Origin of the sequence: Aureivirga marina (assembly GCF_015767265.1) — a bacterium.
In the GTDB taxonomy this organism is placed as follows: domain Bacteria; phylum Bacteroidota; class Bacteroidia; order Flavobacteriales; family Flavobacteriaceae; genus Aureivirga; species Aureivirga marina.
This window is the reverse complement of record NZ_JADPIB010000004.1, coordinates 72,919-94,294: the sequence shown is the minus strand read 5'-3', so window position 1 is coordinate 94,294 and position 21,376 is coordinate 72,919. Positions and strand designations below refer to the sequence as shown.

Annotated in this window: 21 protein-coding genes; 6 read left to right on the top strand and 15 right to left on the bottom strand. The window is 28.9% G+C overall.

Features of this window, described 5'->3' with window-relative positions; genetic code table 11:
- Nucleotides 1-27: 27 nt before the first annotated feature.
- Entirely contained in the window at nt 28-1,083 is a 1,056-nt protein-coding gene (gene corA / locus I1A51_RS09460; protein ID WP_196893305.1) for a magnesium/cobalt transporter CorA, read from the top strand.
- 34 nt (nt 1,084-1,117) lie between these two features.
- On the opposite strand, the gene I1A51_RS09455 is transcribed toward corA, so the two are convergent.
- Together I1A51_RS09455 and I1A51_RS09450 are read right to left on the bottom strand one after the other, a co-directional pair.
- Nucleotides 1,118-2,623, bottom strand: coding sequence for an NAD(P)H-hydrate dehydratase (locus I1A51_RS09455; RefSeq protein WP_196893304.1), 1,506 nt, complete (start codon nt 2,621-2,623; stop codon nt 1,118-1,120).
- A gap of 71 nt (nt 2,624-2,694) precedes the next feature.
- Nucleotides 2,695-3,387 (bottom strand): Sir2 family NAD-dependent protein deacetylase, encoded by a 693-nt coding sequence (locus I1A51_RS09450; RefSeq protein ID WP_196893302.1) that lies wholly within the window; start codon nt 3,385-3,387, stop codon nt 2,695-2,697.
- 170 nt (nt 3,388-3,557) lie between these two features.
- On the opposite strand from I1A51_RS09450, the gene I1A51_RS09445 reads away from it, so the two are divergent.
- Nucleotides 3,558-3,917, top strand: coding sequence for a hypothetical protein (locus I1A51_RS09445; RefSeq protein WP_196893300.1), 360 nt, complete (start codon nt 3,558-3,560; stop codon nt 3,915-3,917).
- A 91-nt stretch (nt 3,918-4,008) separates the two neighbouring features.
- Here the strand turns inward: I1A51_RS09445 and I1A51_RS09440 are convergent, their stop codons facing one another.
- The 5 genes from I1A51_RS09440 to I1A51_RS09420 form a co-directional block, all read right to left on the bottom strand.
- Nucleotides 4,009-5,349 (bottom strand): DEAD/DEAH box helicase, encoded by a 1,341-nt coding sequence (locus tag I1A51_RS09440; RefSeq protein ID WP_196893299.1) that lies wholly within the window; start codon nt 5,347-5,349, stop codon nt 4,009-4,011.
- 150 nt (nt 5,350-5,499) lie between these two features.
- On the bottom strand, nt 5,500-6,207 hold the full coding sequence (locus tag I1A51_RS09435; protein WP_196893297.1) for a hypothetical protein: 708 nt from the start codon (nt 6,205-6,207) through the stop codon (nt 5,500-5,502).
- An 82-nt stretch (nt 6,208-6,289) separates the two neighbouring features.
- The gene (locus I1A51_RS09430; protein WP_196893295.1) at nt 6,290-7,921 is read right to left on the bottom strand and encodes an alpha-keto acid decarboxylase family protein; all 1,632 of its coding nucleotides are present in this window, start codon (nt 7,919-7,921) and stop codon (nt 6,290-6,292) included.
- Nucleotides 7,922-7,935: 14 nt separating this feature from the next.
- On the bottom strand, nt 7,936-9,300 hold the full coding sequence (locus tag I1A51_RS09425; protein ID WP_196893293.1) for an acetyl-CoA hydrolase/transferase family protein: 1,365 nt from the start codon (nt 9,298-9,300) through the stop codon (nt 7,936-7,938).
- Nucleotides 9,297-10,157, bottom strand: coding sequence for an HpcH/HpaI aldolase/citrate lyase family protein (locus I1A51_RS09420; protein WP_196893292.1), 861 nt, complete (start codon nt 10,155-10,157; stop codon nt 9,297-9,299). Before I1A51_RS09420 ends, I1A51_RS09425 begins: the two co-directional genes overlap by 4 nt.
- 149 nt (nt 10,158-10,306) lie before the next feature.
- On the opposite strand from I1A51_RS09420, the gene I1A51_RS09415 reads away from it, so the two are divergent.
- The 3 genes from I1A51_RS09415 to I1A51_RS09405 all read left to right on the top strand — a co-directional run bounded on the left by I1A51_RS09415 (nt 10,307) and on the right by I1A51_RS09405 (nt 13,104).
- Nucleotides 10,307-11,245 (top strand): DMT family transporter, encoded by a 939-nt coding sequence (locus tag I1A51_RS09415; RefSeq protein ID WP_196893290.1) that lies wholly within the window; start codon nt 10,307-10,309, stop codon nt 11,243-11,245.
- A gap of 3 nt (nt 11,246-11,248) precedes the next feature.
- Nucleotides 11,249-12,307 carry a MaoC/PaaZ C-terminal domain-containing protein gene (locus I1A51_RS09410; RefSeq protein ID WP_196893288.1) on the top strand — a complete coding sequence of 353 codons (1,059 nt, stop codon included), beginning with the start codon at nt 11,249-11,251 and terminating at the stop codon, nt 12,305-12,307.
- Nucleotides 12,308-12,396: 89 nt separating this feature from the next.
- Nucleotides 12,397-13,104 (top strand): 3D domain-containing protein, encoded by a 708-nt coding sequence (locus I1A51_RS09405; protein WP_196893287.1) that lies wholly within the window; start codon nt 12,397-12,399, stop codon nt 13,102-13,104.
- A gap of 1 nt (nt 13,105) precedes the next feature.
- On the opposite strand, the gene I1A51_RS09400 is transcribed toward I1A51_RS09405, so the two are convergent.
- A complete protein-coding gene (locus I1A51_RS09400; protein WP_196893286.1) occupies nt 13,106-13,831 on the bottom strand; it encodes an ATP-grasp domain-containing protein in 726 nt (241 codons plus the stop codon).
- Nucleotides 13,832-13,931: 100 nt separating this feature from the next.
- Here I1A51_RS09400 and I1A51_RS09395 point away from each other — a divergent pair, with 100 nt between their 5' ends.
- Nucleotides 13,932-14,390 carry a TspO/MBR family protein gene (locus I1A51_RS09395; RefSeq protein ID WP_196893285.1) on the top strand — a complete coding sequence of 153 codons (459 nt, stop codon included), beginning with the start codon at nt 13,932-13,934 and terminating at the stop codon, nt 14,388-14,390.
- A gap of 54 nt (nt 14,391-14,444) precedes the next feature.
- On the opposite strand, the gene I1A51_RS09390 is transcribed toward I1A51_RS09395, so the two are convergent.
- The 7 genes from I1A51_RS09390 to I1A51_RS09360 all read right to left on the bottom strand — a co-directional run bounded on the left by I1A51_RS09390 (nt 14,445) and on the right by I1A51_RS09360 (nt 21,345).
- Nucleotides 14,445-16,271: an ABC transporter ATP-binding protein gene (locus tag I1A51_RS09390; RefSeq protein ID WP_196893284.1), complete on the bottom strand. Its 1,827-nt coding sequence runs from the start codon at nt 16,269-16,271 to the stop codon at nt 14,445-14,447.
- An 82-nt stretch (nt 16,272-16,353) separates the two neighbouring features.
- A complete protein-coding gene (locus tag I1A51_RS09385; protein WP_196893282.1) occupies nt 16,354-18,063 on the bottom strand; it encodes a phospho-sugar mutase in 1,710 nt (569 codons plus the stop codon).
- A 179-nt stretch (nt 18,064-18,242) separates the two neighbouring features.
- A complete protein-coding gene (gene ftsY / locus I1A51_RS09380) occupies nt 18,243-19,196 on the bottom strand; it encodes a signal recognition particle-docking protein FtsY (RefSeq protein ID WP_196893280.1) in 954 nt (317 codons plus the stop codon).
- A 217-nt stretch (nt 19,197-19,413) separates the two neighbouring features.
- Nucleotides 19,414-19,566, bottom strand: coding sequence for a DUF4295 domain-containing protein (locus tag I1A51_RS09375; protein WP_196893278.1), 153 nt, complete (start codon nt 19,564-19,566; stop codon nt 19,414-19,416).
- 9 nt (nt 19,567-19,575) lie between these two features.
- On the bottom strand, nt 19,576-19,758 hold the full coding sequence (rpmG, locus tag I1A51_RS09370; protein ID WP_196893277.1) for a 50S ribosomal protein L33: 183 nt from the start codon (nt 19,756-19,758) through the stop codon (nt 19,576-19,578).
- Nucleotides 19,759-19,787: 29 nt separating this feature from the next.
- Nucleotides 19,788-20,024 (bottom strand): 50S ribosomal protein L28, encoded by a 237-nt coding sequence (rpmB, locus tag I1A51_RS09365; RefSeq protein WP_196893275.1) that lies wholly within the window; start codon nt 20,022-20,024, stop codon nt 19,788-19,790.
- A 61-nt stretch (nt 20,025-20,085) separates the two neighbouring features.
- Entirely contained in the window at nt 20,086-21,345 is a 1,260-nt protein-coding gene (locus tag I1A51_RS09360; protein ID WP_196893273.1) for a competence/damage-inducible protein A, read from the bottom strand.
- Nucleotides 21,346-21,376 lie beyond the last annotated feature (31 nt).

Sequence of the window (21,376 nt, the reverse complement as noted above, 5' to 3'; positions counted from 1 at the left end):
GAGATAATCTATTTTAAAAAGAATACGATGATTGAGAAAGTTTCCGAAAAAATGGGGATGCCACCTGGCGCATTGGTTTATGTAGGAAAAAAAAGAAATTTTCCTTCGAAAATCGATTATATAGGATATGATACAGAAAAATTAGAAGTTCAAAAAGATATTTCTATTGAGAAAGCAAAGAAAATTTATTTAGATAATAAAGTAAATTGGATTGATATTCGTGGACTTCATAATGTTGATGTTGTCAAAGATATTGGTTGTTTTTTTAACATTGATAAACTTCATTTAGAAGATATTTTAAATACAGAACATCGTCCGAAAATTGAGGAAACAGAACATTATATCATTCTTTGTATTAAAACAATTTCTATTCGGCCAAATTCTAATAAACCAAAAATTCGTCAAATTTCTATTCTACTTTTCAAAAACTGTGTGGTTACTTTTCAGGAAGAAGAAGAGTGTCACTTACATTTAGTAAAAGAAAGAATTTTGGATAAAATCGGGAATATTCAAGCCTATGGAAATGATTTTTTAATGTATTCTATTGTCGATTTAATTATCGATGAATATTTCGGTGTAATTGATAAATTTCATGATAATTTAGAGGATTTAGAAAATAAGATTTTTGGAATGACAGAAGATGATTCTCTATTTTTGATTCAGGATAATAAAAAATATATCATTCATTTACGAAGGGCTATTTTTCCAATTCGTGAAGAAATTTTTGTTTTAATCAAACATGCTTCTGATTTAATTTCTGCAAAAACTCTAAACTATTTTCATGACATTTATGAACATATTTATTTTCATATGGAATCTCTTGAAAATATCCGAGAAATTAATTCTGGTTTAAAAGATTTATATCTATCAAAAATTAATTTACGAATGAATCAAATCATGCAAACACTGACAATCTTTGCTTCTATTTTTATCCCTCTAACATTTATTTCTGGGTTTTACGGAATGAATTTCGAGAATATGCCAGAACTTTCTTGGAAATATGGTTATTTCGCTACAATCATTGTAATGGCAATTGTTTCTATTCTTTTATTAATTTACTTCAAAAGAAAAAAATGGTTTTAAAAAAGACAAGGTAAAAAACCTTGCCTTTCATTTTTTATTTCTGAATTGCTTTAAATGCTTTCGGTAAAAATTTTATAATATCTGAAGCGATAAAAGTTTCATGTGTATGTTGTTTTAAAGCAACATCTGCTGTTAATCCATGTAAATAAACTCCAAGAATTGCAGCTTCTAAAGGTGTGTATTTTTGTGCAATTAATCCTGTGATAATTCCAGTCAAAACATCACCACTTCCTCCTGTTGCCAATCCAGGATTTCCTGTGGAGTTTATATAAATCATTCCTTCTTTTACAATCATTGTATTTGCTCCTTTTAACACAACAATCAATTCATGATTTACAGTAAACTCTCGTAATTTTTCTAATTTTTCAAAATCGTTTTCCCACTCTCCTATCAATCTTTCCAATTCTTTCGGATGTGGCGTTAAAACTGTATCTTTTGGTAGATATTTTAATAATAATTTATTCTTCGCTAAAATATTTATTCCATCTGCATCTATAACTAAAGGAAGTTTATTTCGATGTAAAAACATTTCAAATCCTTGAATGGTTTCCGAATCTGTTCCAATTCCAACACCAATTCCAATTACAGAAGGATGAACAGAATAATCAAAATATTCCAAATTATTTTCCGCATCAATTTCAACCATTGCTTCTGGAACAGAAGTTTGCATAATTTGATAACCACAAGAAGGAATGTAAGCAGTTGTCAAACCAGCTCCAGAACGAATTGCCGCTTTTGTTGCCAAAACTGCTGCTCCAATTTTTCCATAACTTCCTCCCATCATCAACACATGCCCGAAAGCTCCTTTATGAGAAAATTTTGTACGTTTTCTATAAATTGATTTAATTTTTAAAATATCAACATATTGGACGCTAACTTTTAATTCTTCAATAAATTGTTTATTTAATCCAATATCTAAAACTTGCCATTTATGAATGAATTTTTCATTTTCTGGTAGTACAAATGCTAATTTTGGAAATTGAAAAGTCAAGATTAAATCACTCTGAATACAAAAATCTGTAGAAGTCAAGCTTTTTTCTGTGTAAAATCCAGAGGGAACATCAATAGAAATCACTTTAGAATCAGAAACTCTATTAATCTCTTCAATTACATTTGCTGGTAAACCTAAAACTGGTCGATTTAATCCAATTCCAAACATCGCATCAATAATGACACTTTTACTTATAATATGTGGAAAATCTTCTTTTTTTTCTAATTGATAAATGGTAACACCACTTTTTAAAAGTGCATTAAAATTTGTTGTAAAATCTTCCGACCTATTTGAATTTGCTGGAACAATATAAACCTCAACTGTATATTTTTTCTTCGCTAACATTCTTGCAATTGCTAGACCATCTCCTCCATTATTTCCAGTTCCACAAAAAATATAAAATCGCTTTTTTTTCCAATCTTTTTTATTCAAAATATATTTTACACATGCTTTAGCAGCACGTTCCATCAGTTCAATTGAAGCAATGGATTCTCTTTTAACCGTTTCTCTGTCGGCTTCGTAAATTTGCGAAATCATTGGAATTTTCATAAGCTTTCTTATTTAAAAATTTAGAATAAAAGAAAAGGAACAAATCATTGTTCCTTCTTCTAATTTAGTTATTATTCTAAAGATTTTAAAGCTTCTTTCAGATTTTCAACACCTAAAACTGCATTTTCTTGTATTAAATTTACGTTAGGTGGTAAAATTCCTTTTTCTATATGTGGATCAATTACAAAAAGCGGACATTCTTCATCGATATAATTAATCAAATTTGCCGCAGGATATACTTGCAAACTTGTTCCAATTACTACAAAAATATCTGCTTTTATACATTTTAAAACAGCATTTTCAATTTCCGGAACGGCTTCTCCAAACCAAACAATATTCGGACGAAGTTGCGCACCTTTATCACATACATCTCCAATTTTAATTTCATCCATTCCAATATCTATAATTGTCTCTGGATAAAGCGAACTTTTCGCTTCTCGTAATTTTCCATGCAAATGTAAAACCTTTGAACTTCCTGCTCTTTCATGTAAATCATCTACATTTTGTGTAATAATATCTACATCAAAATCTTTTTCTAAAGATGCCAAAACTTGATGTGCTTTATTTGGTTTTGCTTCCCCAGCTTGCTTTCTTCTAGCATTATAAAAATCTAAAACTAAACTCGGATTTTTTTGCCAACCTTCAATTGAAGCAACATCTTCAATTTTGAAGTTTTCCCATAATCCATTACTGTCACGAAATGTTTTTAATCCACTTTCTGCACTAATTCCAGCACCTGTCAAAATGACCAATCTTTTTTTCATAATTTTTAATATTTATTCATTTTTGCTCAAATATAAAAATTGTTTTTATTCTAAAAATATGACTTTGTGAAATCAGCTTAAAATCTATTTATTTTTTTAATATGGAAAGAGCAAAACTTAATCATTAATTTGTCTAATTTTGCTTTCTAATTTTTCAGTAAAATCATAGTATGGGAAGTAATTATAAAAAGAAACATAAAGTCCGAATTGCATCATATAATCTTGAAAATCGAATCTTTGTTGGAAGAAACGAAATTGAAGTTAATTTACCAGGAATTGAAAAGCAAATGCAAAAAGAAGATAAATTATTTATTCATTATTTAAATGAAGGAAAATATCATTTACTTTGGGTGTTTCGCAGACCAATTATGAAAAAGAAAGAGATTCTACAAATTTTAGAAGAAGCCAATATCAAAGGTTTATTATTTAAAGAAAATTTACAAGCATTAATGCTTTATACAAATCTTTCTGAGACAGATTTTGATTTAGAAAGTTTGGAAACTGCTTTAGAGAAAATAGAAAAACTTTAAAATAAAAATCCTATTAGAATTGTAGTTTCTAATAGGATTTTTGGTTTTATTGTAAATTAATCATGAGTTACAAACTCGCACCAAAATATAATTATCTTCTACGTTTCTTTTTCTTTGGTTCTTCTTCTGTTGTTTTTTTAGTTTGATTTGCGATGTAATGCGACAGCATTTTATCCATCAATTCTTCTTTTGTCAAATGATGTAAAACTGTTCGGAATTTCATTTTCATTTCTTGCGAAACTTCTTTGTTCATCTTTGTTTTGAAGATTTGTTTTGCCCAAAGTAAAGCTGAATTATCTTCCATATTTTCTGCTGATGGTTTTTCATAAGCTTCGAAAGTAATTCCTAATTCTGTTTGAAAATCTGCAATATCTACGGCTTCTTCTTGCTGAATAATCGACAAGGAAAGTCCTGAAGCTCCAGCTCTCGCAGTTCTTCCACTTCTATGAACGTAAGTTTCGTATAAATCTGGTAAATGATAATTCACCACAAAAGATAAATCTTTCACATCAATTCCACGAGCTGCTAAATCAGTTGCAATCAAAATATCGATATATCCATCTCTAAATTGCCCCATGATTCGATCACGAATCCCTTGTGTTAAACTTCCGTGAATTGCTCCTGAAGAAAATTTATGTTTTGCTAAATTCTTTGCTAATTTATTAACCGCTGCTTTTGTTTTACAGAAAATAATTCCTTGTTTTCCTTCTCTACTTGACAAGAAATGCATCAAAACATCTAACTTTTCAATCGGGTCAACAATTACATATTTATGATTGATTTTTTCATTTCCAGAGATTTTCATGTCAACTTTTATTTCTTCAATATCCTTTGACATATAATCGTTAATCAACGAACGTGTAATTCCTGGAAGTGTAGCTGAAAATAAGAAAGTTCTCTTTTTCTTTGGTAACATTTTAAAGATTTCATTCAAATCAGTTTTTAATGAAGTTACCATTTCATCTGCTTCGTCTAAAACCAAATAAGAAGCTTCTGCAATAGAAACTGCTTCTCTTTTCACCAAATCAATCAATCTTCCTGGAGTTGCAACAATGATTTGTGTTGGTTCTTTTAATCTTTCTATTTGTGGTTTAATTGGAATTCCTCCGCAAACAGCAGCGATAGAAATTGCTGGGATTTCGGAAGCATAAGCTTTTAAATTCTCATAAATTTGTTGTCCTAACTCTCTTGTAGGAACTAAAACTACAGCTTGTACCTGCGTTTTTTCTACATCGATCATTTGTAATAATGGCAAACCAAAAGCGGCAGTTTTTCCTGTTCCTGTTTTTGCTAATCCTACAAAATCTTTCGTGGAATTCAATAAAATTGGAATTGTTTTTTCTTGAATTTCTGTTGGTACTTTTATGTTTAAGTTTTCTAAACTTTTTAAAATTGGTGCTGATAATCCTAAATCAGAAAATTGTTTTGACATCTAAATTTATTTTGTGCAAAAATACATAGCCTTTTAGACATAGACTCTTTTATTTTCTTAAAATATCAATACAAAAAAATTTTACAAACCAACGATGAAAATGCATATAGATAATTTTGAATTAAAAAGTTTAAATGAATTCAATATTATCTAACAAGTACACATCGTAACTGTTGCAGTTTTTAAAGTTTTATATTTTTCAAAATAAAATTTCAAAAGCTTCTTTCTTTCTTCAAATAAATCTTTCATTTTAGTTTGAAATTCTTTATCTGAATTTATTTCATCTTTTATTTTTTCAAATCTTTGCTGCACTTTTGTATTTATTTTTTGAAGTAAGTCTCTAATTTCATTTTTCACTTTTTTAGAAATATTTCCAGCGTCATGGATATACACATCATGTGAACATAAATCTTCTCCAAAACTATAATGAGTAAAGGCTTTTGTATTCATCCATTTTTGATCTTTTGAAGTATATTCTCCTGTAAGTCCAATTGTATAAGAAGAAGTTTCTAAGTCTAAAATTTTGACTTTTTGAATTTCATCTAACTTCACTTCTTTTGGTTCCACAAGTTTATAAACATAAAGATTTTTTTTATAAATATATTTTAATCTAGAAGTATAAAAACAATAATTTCCTGGCTCGTAAACCATTTCATTTCTTAAAAATACACTTGGATTTTCTTCTAAATATATTTTATAAGTATCCGTATTTTTTCCATGAGCTAAATATCGATAACCTTCTACTGTTTTTCCATTTTTGAATTCAATTTGAAAATGAATTTCAACTCCGTTATATTCGGCAAAAAGGAAGATTGGTAAGAAAAAGATTATTAATTGTATTAAAATTTTATTATTCATTTTTTCTCTAAATATAAAATAAAAAAGTGAACTCCTTTTTCAAGTAAGTTCACTTTAAAATATTATTCTATAAAATCATTTCTTATTTCTTCCCAACCATTTTCATCAACATTTCAGGAACATCCATTCTTTCCATCATCACTTCCACAAAACGAAGTTTATCATCATTTGCTCTTAATTCTGAAAGACACGATTCTAATTCTTCTGTTGTAGAAACTTTTGTTGTCCAAACCTCATCTCCAAAAATCTTCGGTAATTTTGCATAATTCCACATATGAATATCATTATATTCCATTTTCTCTCCACGAATTACACGTTCAATTGTATAACCATCATTATTTAATAAAAAGATAATTGGTGTCGTATTATGTCGAATCATTGTAGAAATTTCCTGAGCAGTCAATTGAAAAGCTCCATCTCCAACAAATAAAATATTTTCTTTAAAAGGAGTTGCAATAGAAGTTCCTAAAAGCGCTCCAACAGAATACCCAATAGAAGCCCAAATAATTTGAGAAATAAATGTCACATTATCTGGTAATTTAATTGGTAAAAGTCCAAATAAGCTTGTTCCAGTTCCTGCAATTACTATACTATTTTCTTTAAAGAAAAACCCCATTCGCTTCCAAAAATATTCTTGTTCAATCTTTTTAGAATCTGCTTTAATCATAAAATGTTTTTCTTCTTTTTTCGGCAAAGTAAAAGCAGGAAATTTAATTTTACTCTTCTTTATTTTATTAGAAACATAAGGAATAAAATCATGAAAATATAATTCATAATAATAAGAATTTTTCACACGAACATAATTACTATGAATTTCTATTGAAGAAGATTTTGGAAGCATACTTGTATTTAAATCGGAAATCAATGCTCCAAAAGAAATGATACAATCTGCATTTTCTACAAATTCATTTACAGCTTCATCTCCATTTTTTCCTCCATAAACACCAACAAAAAGCGGATTTGTTTCATTGATATAAGCTTTCCCCATATTTGTAGTAATAAAAGGAATCTGAATTTCATCAATTAAATGCTCAATATCTTCCTTTGTATTATGGCGCATTGCACATAAATCTACGCATAAAAGTGGTCTTTTTGAAAGTTTTAAAACTTTTGTAATTCGCAAAGAAGCTTCTTCCATCGTTTCTAAATTGGAAGTCGGGCAATCCAATTCTAAAGGTTTTATCTCCACTTCAATTTCTTTATAAGGCATATCACTCGGAATTCCAATATACACTGGAAGTTTTTTCTTCCAGCAAACAGTCAAAACTCTATCAATTTCATCTGCTGCATTTTCTTCAGTTAAAATTGTTTTTGCAGCTGTAATTTTCGCATACATTTCTTCAAAAACATCATATTCATTTGATCGAATCGAATGATGAAAAACAATATCTGATTTTTGTTCTTCCGTAGATGGCATTCCTACAATTTTCACCACAGGAAGATATTCCGCAAAAGACCCAGCAATTCCATTAATTGCACTTAACTCTCCTACTCCAAATGTTGAAATCATTGCCGCAGCGCCTTTCACTCTTGCATAACCATCTGCTGCATAAGCACCATTTAACTCATTGCAATTTCCAACCCATTTTAAACCATCATAATACATTACTTGATCTAAAAATCCCAAATTATAATCTCCAGGCACACCGAAAATATCATCAATTCCCAATTCTTTTAATCGCATCAACAAATAATCTCCTATTGTCATTTTCATACTTCTATATTTTCTTACATTAAATTTAATTCTTTCGCTGCTTGTTCTAAAGATTCTCTATGATTTGGATGTGCAATACTAATTAAAGCTCTTGCTCTTCCCTTACTCGACAAACCTGACAAATCTACGCAACCATATTCTGTTACCACATGATGAACATCAGTTCTTAGTGTTGAAACAAAATTATTTAATCTTGGAACAATTTTCGAAACTGTCCCATTTTTCGTAGTAGAATGTGCAGCTAAAAAACTTTTTCCTCCATTGGAATTTTTCGCTCCTCGAATAAAATCTACCTGTCCACCAGTTGCAGTAATTTCCTGCCAATGAATCGATTCAGAAGCAACTTGCCCATATAAATCAATTTCTACAAAAGAATTAATAGAAATCATCTGATCTATTTTTGAAATCACACTAGGATTATTTACATACGAACCTGGATAACAAAGCATCGAAGGATTATTGTCTAAAACATTATAATAAATCTGACTTGGCAGCATTGCTACATTAAAAACTGTATGATATTTATTCAAGTTTTTATATTTATTCGTCACATTTCCATTTAAAATTAATTTCACCTGCGAACTTGTCAACAATTCTGTATGAATTCCCAAATCATTTTTCGCTTCTAAAAAAAGCCCAACCGCATCTGGAACATCTCCTACACCAAGTTGAATACAAGCTTTATCTGGAATTTGTTCTGCAATTATTTTTCCTATTATTTTAGATTCTTCAGAAATTTCTCTTTCTTTTGATTTTAAAAGATTTGAAGTGTTTTCAATAATTGCATCCACTTGACTTACATGTAAAATTCCATCTCCAAAAGTTCTAGGGAAGTTCGAATTTACTTCTACAATCACTTTTTCCGCAATTCTAGCAGAATCTATCGAAAAACTTCCATCAATTCCAAAACTAAAATAACCATGTTCATCCATTGGAGAAACTTGTAACATATGAACATCAGGTTTTCCATGTTGATTTAAAAAACTTTTTCCAATTTCACTAAAATGTGTGGCAACAAAATCTGGTAAAAAAACACCTTTTTTATTTTCATAAGCTGTATTTAAAACATCACGCATTGGTTTTCCAATAAAAGGCGTCGTAATTCGCAATCTTTTTAAAAGTTCTATATCATTAAACAAATTCACCAAATTATCTGCACTTCGAAACACATAAATTCGAACAGGATTTTTAAAATAATCTGTCTTTACAATTTCTAAAAAAGTTCGCATTAAAGTTGGTGGCGTTGCAGCATAACAACCAAAAGTAACAAATTTCACATCGGGAGAAATTACTTTTATTGCATTCGTAGCAGTTGTTAATTTCTGATTGTAGATTTCTAATACACCTTGTTTATCAAATTTAAAAGGATCTAAAGTCATTTTCTTACATATTTTGCTTTTTCCAATATTCTCTGACATTTCTTAATCACTGGAACATCAATCATTTTGCCATGATATTCACAAACAGAACCATTTGCTTTTTCATAAATTTCAATGATTTCTTTTGCTTCTTGTATCTCTTTTTCTGTTGGATTTAAAACTTTGACAATAGTTTCTAATTGATTTGGATGAATGGCGATTTTTGCATCAAAACCAAGATTTCGAACAAATTCAGTTTCTTTCTCCAAACCTTTTGGATTTTTAAAATCTAAAAAAGGAACATCCCAAGCTAATTTTCCAGAAGCTTTTGCTGCTTGCACAATTTTACTTCGAAATGCTAAAGAATTTTCTAAATTCAATTTCGCTCCTAAATCACTCGCTAAATCAATTTCTCCATAAGCTAAAACTTCCACTCTTTCATGTTTTGCAATCTCAGAAGCATTTTCTAAACCTTTGGCAGTTTCAATCATTGCGATAAATGAAGCTTTTGAAAATTTCTCAGAAAAAAGTGAAGCATAAATTTCAACTTCCGCAACCGATTCTACTTTTGGTAAAACAATTAGATCTGGAATAAATGAATTTTCCAAAAATGCTGAAATATCTTTTAAGCCAAAAGAAGTTTTGATAGAATTAACACGAACAGAAACCAAAATTGGATGATTGGAAGGATAGTTTTTTTGTTTTTGAAAATAAGAAAGTAAAACAGCTCTTGCTACTTCTTTTTCTTGAATAGAAATTGCATCTTCTAAATCAAAACAAATCATATCTGCAAATGACAATTCTCCAGCTTTTTCATATCTACCCACTCGATTTGCTGGTGTAAAAAGTAAATTCTGACAAAGTTCTATTTTCTGCATTTCATCTGTTTTAAACCATTGTATTAAGTTAATAAATATCTAGCTTTCAGTAAATTTAACAATTCAAAATATAGAAACTTTAACATATCCACGATTAATCTTAATCAATTTATTCTTAATTTATTACTACAAAAAAGAAAATTCTAAAAATGAATATTTCAAATAATTTAAAAGGACATTTAGCTGTTTTTTTTGCTTATATTTTCTTAGGTTCCAACTTTATGTTTGTGAAAGTTTTAATGCCTGAAGTTTTATCTCCAATGGCATTTTTTTTCACAAGAGTTTGGGGAATTATTCCTTTTGTATTCATTTTATATTTATTCAAGCCACAAAGAATTAAGAAAAAACATTTCATTCCGCTTTTCGTAAGTGCAATAATGATTGTAACTATAAGTAATCATACTTATTTCTATGGTTTAAATCTCACTTCACCTGTGGATGCTTCAATTTTAATGACTTGCACGCCAATTTTCGCTTTATTTTTTAGTGTTTTAGCAAAACATGAAAAATTTAGTTATTTAAAAATTCTTGGAGTTATTGTAGGTGGAATTGGTGCTGTTGTTTTAATTCTTTATGGAAATGAATCTGGAAATCAGGCTGCAACTTTAAAAGGAAATATTGCTTTTTTGATAACTTCTTTAGCCTATGGAGCATATATTGTCGCTTCTAAACCTATTATTCAAAATTATAATGCGCCTACTTCTATTTTTTGGATTTTCTTTATTGGAGGATTGACAATAATTCCAATTGTTTATGAACCTGTGATGAATACAAATTGGGCAGCAATTTCTACAAATGATTATTTAATGATTGGTTACACTGTGTTAATCGCAACTTTATTAGCTTATTCTCTTGCGATTTATTCATTGAAACATCTTCCTCCGTCAGTTTCTTCAAGTTACATTTATATTCAACCTGTAACCGTTTTTGTGATGATTCTTTTTTCTGATTTATTTCATAAGGGAAAAGACTTTAAAGATGATTTTTCTTGGATGAAAGTTTTCTCTTGTGTCCTTGTATTCATCGGAATTTTAATCATCATTCGTGGAAGAAAATTAGAATTACAAAAAACACTTAAAAATAAATAGATTATGTTCCCTGCTTATGCTAAAATTAATCAAAACGAATATTTTGAAGTTTTTGGATTAAACTTTGAAGATTTCGAAATTGGACAGAAATTTATTCATCGTCCAGGAATTACAGTTTCGCAACAAGATAATAAAACAGAGTGTTTTGATACGATAAATGGCGCTTGGATGCATTTTGATGCGAATTATGCGAAAGAAACAGAATGGAAAAATTGTATTGGTGTTAGTACGTTAAGTGTACAACATATTTTAGGTTTAACTTGGAAAACTTTTGCAAGAAAAAAACGAATTACAACAATTGAAGATATTACAATTTCAAAACCTTTTTTTGCTGGAGATACAATTTATGCAGTTTCTGAAATTATTGATTTGAATGTAAATTCTGGAAATGACGATTGTGGTGAAGTTTTAGTTCGAACTTCTGGAATGAATCAACATAATGAAGTTTTTACAACAATCGAATATATTATTTTAATTTATAAAAAAGGACATCATCCATTTTATGGTCATGAACAATTTAATTATAATTTAAAATCAGATAAGTTTTCTGCTTATTATGAAAAAGAAAATAATGAGTGGATTGAGCGAACAGGAATTTACTTTGAAGATTTAAAAAAAGAAGAAGTTTACCATCATTTTCCTTTTAAATATATCACACAGGAAGAAGCAATTCATCATTCTTTAAAATCAGGAAATTGGAATCCAAAATATATTGATCCTTTATTTTCTAAAAGTTTTATGATGGAAAATAAAATTCCTATTTCAGAAGCTTTTATTCTTTCTATCGTTTGCGCTTGTACAACAAAAACTTTTGGAAGAGTTGTTGCAAATTTAGGTTGGAAAAATATTCATTTTAGTAGAGAAGTTTATCCAGAAGAAGAAATTCGTGTGGTTTCAAAAGTATTGAGCAAAAGAAACTCCAAATCTCGTCCTGATCAGGGAATTTTAAATATCGAAACTTATTGGAAAGATGAAAAAGGAGACAAAGTTGTTTCTTTTGAAAGAACATTATTAATGTATAAAAAAGATAAAGCACCATATAAAAATGCGGGATACTCTTAGAATTTAATCAAAATCTAATTTTAAATAAAAACCTGTGTTATTACAGGTTTTTTGTTTTACTTTAAATCTAAAATAATAAAGCATATTCCATGAAAAAGAAATTTATTTTTAATGCAATTCTATTTTTTTTATTTCTCTTAATTTCAAGTTTTCAAAAACAAAACAAAAAAGAAATAACTTTAGAACTTTGGGCAACGTATTATTATATTCCAACATTAAAACATTCTGAAACTGGTGTCGACTTATTAAATAAAAAAGAGAAAAAAACGGGTTTAAAACTTAATCTTTGTGATTGGTGTAAAGCGAATATTGAAGGAACTGTTTATATTGAAAAAGAAGGAAAAATTCATGTTTTAAATTATTCTGGAAGATCTACCAGAATTCAAAAAGACTGTCGTGATTGTGAAAAATATAAAAACTATAATTCATACGAAAAAACAGGGAAAGTATTGTGGGAATTTAGTTCCGGTTTTGGGAAAGGTGTTCAAAATTTTCATTTAAAACCTTTTAAATCTATTGCAGTTGACAATTCTTTAATTCCTTATGGAAGTGTTTTATTTATTCCAAAAGCTGAAAATACAATTTATATAGATGAAAATGGAAAAGAACAAATTCATGATGGTTATTTTTTTGCAGCGGATACAGGTTCTAAAATCAAAGGAAATCATATTGATGTTTTTCTTGGAAATACTGAAATAAACCCATTTTCATTTATAAAATCAAATGAAAAAGGAACTTTTAAAGCTTTTATTATTCTTGATGAAAATATTATAAAAGCTTTAAAAGAGATGCATTAATTTAAAACCTCAAATAATCCTCTGTATTTGTCAATTCTGACCAACGGGCAGAAAGAAATTTCGCATAGGAAATTGCTCCGATACCATACGTTCCTAGACTATGTCCATCATTTACTTCAATTAAAAAATGATTTCCTTTTTTATCTACACCAAAATCTAAAGAATAAGAAGCAGGTTGTGAATCGTATTTTGAAATTGCATTTTTTATAATAGATACATCCAATTTTTGATCCCAATCTCCACGATAATATCTTATATCTAAAATTTCTTTATAACGAATAAAACAACGCCATTCTGTTGCAATTTCAATAACTTCCGAGCATAAAATATCTACTTCATCTTGAAATTGTAAACCGATATAATCTTTAAATTGATGAATTACTTTTCCTGTAAAAAGTTTTGTTTTGGTAGGTTTGATAAAAATTCCTGTTGTTTCTTTTTGAATTTCTTTTTCTAAATTAGATTTCCAAATTTTTCTATTTAAAAACGATTCTAATTCTTTCGGATATTCAATTTCTTTTGGAATTTCTATATGTAAATTTTGAAGTTGTTTACGAAAATTTCCAATTCCACCAACAAAAATAGCTTCCTTATCTTTTTCATTTGTTTCTGAAACATCAACATATTTCACAATTTCAAAACCTAAAGATTTAAATCCAGTTGCAGCAACAAAAGCATTTACATTAAAATAATCTCCGTCTTTATCTGTTTGAATATACGCTTTCATCTAATTTTCTTTTTCATATTTATTTTTAATCGAAACAAAAATAAAATCATTTCATAAAATCAGCAAATTCATTAATTTTAATAAAGAAAAATACAACACAATGATTTTACGATTAATCCTTTTTTTAATATTAAATTTTGGTGCTTTAGCAATAGGAAGCTTTTTTACAAGTAAAGGAGTTCCGTCCGATTGGTATTTAAATTTAAATAAAGCTCCTTGGACTCCACCAGGTTGGGTTTTTGGAGCAGCTTGGACAACGATTATGATTTGTTTCAGTATTTATTTAGCTTTTCTTTGGCCAATTTCTACAAATAAATCTTTACTTCTAAGTTTATTTGTTTTACAATGGATTTTAAATGTAAGTTGGAATCCAACATTCTTCTATTTTCATAAAGTTCTTTTCGGGTTTATAATCATACTTGTTCTAACAATTCTAATCGGATATTTCCTATTTAATTATTGGAATATTTTAAAAACAAAATCTATTCTGATTCTTCCCTATTTTCTTTGGTTAATCGTTGCAACCTCATTAAATGGATATATTTTACTAAAGAATTAAAAACAAAAAAGACTTCAGAAGAAGCCTTTTTTATAAATTTTATATTTATTTCTTTTAATCAAAAGATTGCATATTTACCAATTTATGATATTCTCCTTGGTGTGCAATTAATTCTTGATGTGAGCCTTTTTCCACAATTTTACCATTACGAAGAACAACAATGATATCTGCATTTTGAATTGTAGAAAGTCTATGTGCAATTACAATAGAAGTTCTATTTTTCATCATGTTTTCAAGCGCTTCTTGTACAGCTTTTTCAGATTCTGTATCTAATGCAGAAGTTGCTTCATCTAAAACCATAATTGGCGGATTTTTCAATACTGCTCTAGCGATAGATAAACGTTGTTGTTGTCCACCTGAAAGTTGATCACCTGCATCTCCAATATTATCATCATAACCATTCGGACGTTTGATGATAAATTCATGTGCATTTGCAATTTTTGCTGCATGAATAATTTCTTCATCTGTCGCTTCATCCACACCAAGCATGATATTATTCTTAATCGTATCATTAAAAAGAATTGCTTTTTGATTTACAATTCCCATTAAATTTCTCAAATCATGTTGTGTTACATCACGAATATCTGTTCCGTCAATTTTGATTGCACCTTTATTTACATCGTAAAAACGCGTAATTAAATTTGCTAATGTAGATTTACCACTTCCAGATTGCCCAACTAAAGCAACTGTTTTTCCTTTAGGAATCGTCAAAGAAAAATCTTCTAAAACATATTCTTCATCATATTTAAATGAAATATTTTCAAAAGTAATTTCATTTTTAAATGAATTTAATTCTTTAGGTTTTTCAGGATCTACAATTGTATTTTTTGTTTCTAAAACTTCTAAAATTCTTTCTGCCGCAGCATTTCCTTTTTTAATATTATAAGAAGCTTTTGAAATTTGTTTCGCTGGTGCTAAAATCTGATATGTCAACGTGATATAAACGATAAAAGCAGAAGCTTCCATAGATTTTTCAATTAAAACCATTTGACCACCAAACCATAAAATCACTGCCACAGAAGCAACTCCAAGAAATTCACTTAAAGGAGAAGCAATATTTTGTCTGTTTAAAAGGCTATTTAAAATTTTATTCAATTTAGAAGTAGAAGTGAAAATTTTACTTGAAATTTTCTTTTCTGCATTATAACCTTTAATTACTCTTAATCCAGTCAATGTTTCTTCAATTAAAGAAAGAAAATGCCCTTGTTCTTTTTGTGCTCTATCTGAATGTTTTTTTAATTTCTTTCCAATCATGGAAATACAAATTCCTGAAATTGGTAAGAAAATGAAAACAAATAATGTCAATTTTGCACTAAGTGTAATCATGATTATCAAAGTGATTAAAATTGTTAAAGGTTCTCTAACTACTAATTCTAAAACAGCTAAAAAAGTCCATTGAATTTCTTGAATATCCGTTGTAATTCTTGCCATTACATCTCCTTTTCTCTTTTCAGAAAAATAAGAAATTGGAAGTTCTATAATCTTTTTTGCAGTAGCATCTCTTAAATCTCGTAAAACACCATTTCTTAAAAATGTAATGAAAAACATTGCGAAATAACTAGAGATATTTTTTAGTAAAAACATTACAATGATTAATCCACATACAAAAATTAGTGTTTTCCCTTCTCCATATTCATTACGAATTGTAGTTGCTCCATAATTCATATAATCAAAGATAAATTCTTTCATTTTAGAAATTCCTTCAAAAACTGGAGGTTCTGTCACAGCATCTTTTATTCCGAAAAGCACATCAAGCATTGGCATTAAAGCTAAAAAAGCTAATGTTCCAAAAAGTGCATAAAAAATATTAAATATAATATTCAAAACTGCATATTTACGATAAGGTTTCGCAAAAAGCAGAATCTTTTTAAAATAGTTCATTTAATTTAAAAAATTGGTTAAAAAAAGTCTATTCAACAAATTGAATAGACTTTATATATATTTTCAAATGCAAAAATACGGTTTATAAACCAAACTCTTTACAAAATTCATTGATTTTTGCATCAAGTTGCTTTTCTACTTCTTTTGCATTCTCAATTGCATCTAAAGGTAATTTTACACTAAAGTAAAACTTAATTTTTGGTTCTGTTCCTGAAGGACGAGCAGCAATCTTACTTCCATCTTCAGTATAATAAATTAATACATTTGATTTTGGAACATCAATTGTTTCTATTTCTCCAGTAAGAATATTTTTTCTCTCAGAAGAAGCGTAATCTTCCACATGAGTAACTGTATGACCTGCAATTTCTTTCTTTGGATTTTCACGTAAATCAATCATCATTTTTTTGATTAATTCCGCTCCTTCAATTCCTTTTTTCACCAAAGCAACTAAATGTTCTTTATAGAAAGAATGCTCCTTGTATATCTCTAATAAATCTTTGTATAAAGTAGAACCTCTTAGTTTTGCATCCATTGCAATTTCACAAGCTAAAAGAGTCGCTGTTACAGCATCTTTATCTCTTACAAAATCACCAACCATGTATCCAAAACTTTCTTCTCCACCACCGATGAATTCCATAGAATCAAAATCACGAATCATTTTCGCAATCCATTTGAATCCAGTTAATCCAACTTTACAATCTACATCATATTTCGCTGCAATATCATTTACTAAATTCGTTGAAACTATTGTAGAACCTACAAATTGATTTCCATTTAGTTTTCCTTTTTCTTGCCATTTTTTAATTAAGAAATCTGTCATGATACTCATTGTTTGATTTCCATTCAACAAGATCATTTTTCCATCTAAATCTCTAACAGCAATTCCAACACGATCAGAATCTGGATCTGTTCCAATAACGATATCAGCATCCACTTCATCAGCTAAAGTTAAAGCCATCGCTAAAGCAGCTGGTTCTTCTGGATTTGGAGATTCAACCGTTGGAAAGTTTCCATCTGGCTCCATTTGTTCTCTAACAATATGAACATTTGAATATCCAGCTCTACGAAGTACTTTAGGAACAATTTTGATTGAAGTTCCATGTAATGAAGTAAAAACAACATTTAGTTTTTCTCTATCTGCTTCTGCAAAACAACCATTTGTAAGTGAAGCTTCCATAAATGCATCATCAATTGCACAGCCTTCATAAGTAATTAAATCATCATTTCCATCAAATTTAATTTCAGAAAAATCTAATTTATTTACTTCATCAATAATATTTTTATCATGAGGAGGAACAATTTGAGCTCCATCATTCCAATAAACTTTATATCCATTATATTCAGGTGGATTGTGTGAAGCTGTTAAAACAATTCCAGCATCACATCCAAGATGACGAACTGTAAAAGAAAGTTCAGGTGTCGGACGCATATCATCGAAAAGATATACTTTTATGTTATTTGCAGTAAAAACATCTGCTACAATTTTCGCAAATGTATCACTGTTTTTTCTACAATCATAAGCGATTGCTACTTTAATTTCTTTATTTGGGAAATTCTTATGTAAATAGTTTGATAAACCTTGTGTAGCTTTTCCTAATGTATATTTGTTTATTCTATTGATTCCAGCTCCCATGATTCCACGCATTCCACCAGTACCAAATTCTAGATTTTTATAAAATGCATCCTTTAATTTTTCTGGATTATTATCAATTAAATCTTGAATTTCATTTTTTGTTTCTGTGTCAAATGCGTCAGAAAGCCAAAGATTGGCCTTTTCTAAAATCTCTTCCATATTTGCTTAAATTAGGTTCTTCACAAATATACGTTTTATTCATTAAATTTTTATTCTTATAATTCGTAATAAATGGAAATTAATTAACAATTTTTCAATGAATAAATTAAAATTGGTTTTAATAAAAAAAGGCTGTAATTTTCATTACAACCTTCTATATTTTTATCAAAAATTCTTTTTTATTTAAAGAATGAATCTACAAATTCATATTTATTGAAAACTTGTAAATCTTCAATTCCTTCTCCAACTCCAATATATTTTACTGGAATTTTAAATTGATCTGAAATTCCGATTACAACTCCACCTTTTGCAGTTCCATCAAGTTTTGTTATTGCTAAAGAATTTACTTCAGTTGCTTTTGTAAATTGTTTTGCTTGCTCAAAAGCGTTTTGTCCTGTAGAACCATCTAATACTAAAAGAACTTCATGCGGTGCATCACCAACAACTTTTTGCATTACACGTTTTACTTTTGAAAGCTCATTCATTAAATTTACTTTATTATGTAAACGTCCAGCTGTATCAATAATTACAACATCTGCATCTTGAGAAACAGCTGATTGTAATGTATCAAAAGCTACAGAAGCAGGATCACTTCCCATTTGTTGTTTTACAATAGGAACATCTACTCTATCCGCCCAAATTTGTAATTGGTCAATTGCAGCAGCTCTAAACGTATCCGCAGCACCAAGAACTACTTTTTTTCCAGCTTTCTTAAATTGATAAGCTAATTTTCCAATTGTTGTCGTTTTTCCAACTCCGTTTACTCCAACAACCATTAAAACATAAGGCTTTTTATCTTTTGGAACTTCAAAATCTACAGATTCACCTGTATTTGTTTCAGACAATAAACTTGCAATTTCTTCTCTTAAAATTCCGTTCAATTCATCAGTTCCTAAATATTTATCTTTTGAAACTCTCTCTTCTATTCTTTCAATAACTTTTAATGTTGTATTTACACCAACATCTGAAGAAATCAAAACTTCTTCTAAATCATCTAAAACCTCATCATCAACTTTTGATTTTCCAGCAACAATTTTTGATAATTTAGAGAAAAAAGTCGTTTTTGACTTTTCTAAACCTTTGTCTAAGGTTTCTTTTTTTTCTCTTGTAAATAATTTTTTAAAAAAACTCATTCTATTTTTCTTTGGGAAATTAAATAATATAGCTACAAAATTTGCTACTTAAACGCTGTTTTAAAATTAAAATATTTTCAATAAAACTCACATTATACAAGTATTTTTGAAAATATCATTACAAAAACAAATTTTCACTAAAACTTTACAAATATAAAAAAAAAGCCACTTTCAATTCAATGAAAGTAGCCTTTTTAAAATTATATTTTCTCACAAATTAGTTTTTCTTGAAAAACTCTTTTACTTGTGATGGATCTGTAATAGTTTCTACAAAAGCGTAAGATCCCGTCTTAGGAGACTTTACCATTTTGATAGCTTTAGTTAATCTCTTAGAACCAGACTGTAACGTCGCTACTGATTTCTTTGCCATGACTTAAAATTATTTAATTTCTTTATGAACTGTCATTCTCTTTAAGATTGGATTGAATTTCTTAATCTCTAATCTATCTGGAGTATTCTTTTTGTTCTTAGTTGTAATATATCTAGAAGTTCCTGGTAATCCAGAAGCTTTATGTTCAGTGCATTCTAAGATTACTTGCACTCTATTTCCTTTCTTTGCCATCTTAATTCGATTTTTTAATTATCAAATAATTATTTTAAAAATCCTTTTTGCTTTGCTTCTTTAATTACAGCAGCGATTCCTTTCTTGTTGATATCCTTTAAAGCTGATGCAGATACTTTTAAAGTAACCCACTTATCTTCTTCTGGAATATAGAAACGCTTCTTCATTAAGTTAGCATTGAATTTTCTTTTAGTTCTATTTAAGGCGTGAGAAACGTTATTTCCCACCATTGCTTTTTTTCCTGTAAGTTCACAAACTTTTGACATCTTTAACAGTTTTTAGTGTTATCTCAAAACGAGGTGCAAAGTTAGAAATAATTTACACGAATTACAAACAATTCAAAATGTTTTTTCTAATTTCTTTCTGAAGTAACTCCAACGACTTAAGTGTTGTGCGGTGAATCACTTTCTGTCTTGGTTGCCCAAAATTAAATTTTTCAACCATAATTCCATTTGGAGATGCAATAGAAATATAAACCGTTCCAACTGTTTCATCTGTCAAATCCGTAGTAGGCCCAGCATTTCCAGTAGTTGCAATTGCATAATCTACATTAAATTTCTTTTGAATTCCTAAAGCCATTTCTTTTGCAACTTCTTCGCTAACGACAGTATGAGTAGCAATTGTTTCTTGCAAAACTCCCAATTCTTGTACTTTAATTCTAGCATTATAAGATACAATTCCACCAATAAAATACGCTGAAGAACCAGGAACAGACGTTATAATTTCTGCTATTTTTCCTCCTGTACAACTTTCAGCAGTAGCAATTGTCAGTTTTTTTTCTGTTAAAAGCTTTCCGATAGATACTTCTAAAGTTTCTCCTTCTTCTAATCCAACAATAATATCTCCTATAATTTGTTGCATTTTCTCTACTTCTTTTGCTACACTATTTATCAAAAACTGTTCATTAGTTCCTTTAGCAGTCAGCCTTAACAGAAGTTTACCATAATTTGGTAAATAAGCTAATTTGATATGTTTTGGTAAAGCATCTTCCCAATTTTCCAATTTCTCTGCAACCATACTTTCTCCCATTCCATACGTCACAATTGTTTGATGGTATATAAAAGGTAATTTATATTTTTGCTGAATTTTCGGAAGTAATTCATTGGAAACAATTCCTTTCATTTCATTTGGAACTCCTGGCATTGAAACTACAATTCCTTTTTCATTTTCCAACCACATTCCTGGTGCAGTTCCTAACTCATTAAACAAAACTTCCGCTCTAGAAGGAACCAAAGCTTGCTGCCTATTTACTTCTGTAAAAGGATAATCAAATTTTGCAAAAAGTTGTTCGATATGCGATTCTACATCTTTATTTAAAACTAAAGAATCATGAAAATATGTTGTAATTGTATGTTTTGTAATATCATCTTTTGTTGGTCCAAGTCCTCCTGTAATCAAAACAATGTCTGCATTTTCTTGTGCTTCTTCAATTGCTTTAATAATGTGTTTTGCATCATCTTGAATAGAAGTGATTTGAAAAACGGAAATTCCGATTTTATTTAATTGTTTTGCAATCCATTGTGAATTTGTATCTGCAATTTGTCCAATTAAAATCTCATCTCCTATAGTAATTATTTCTGCATTCATATTTTTTTATTTTAAAAATCAAATTTAGAAA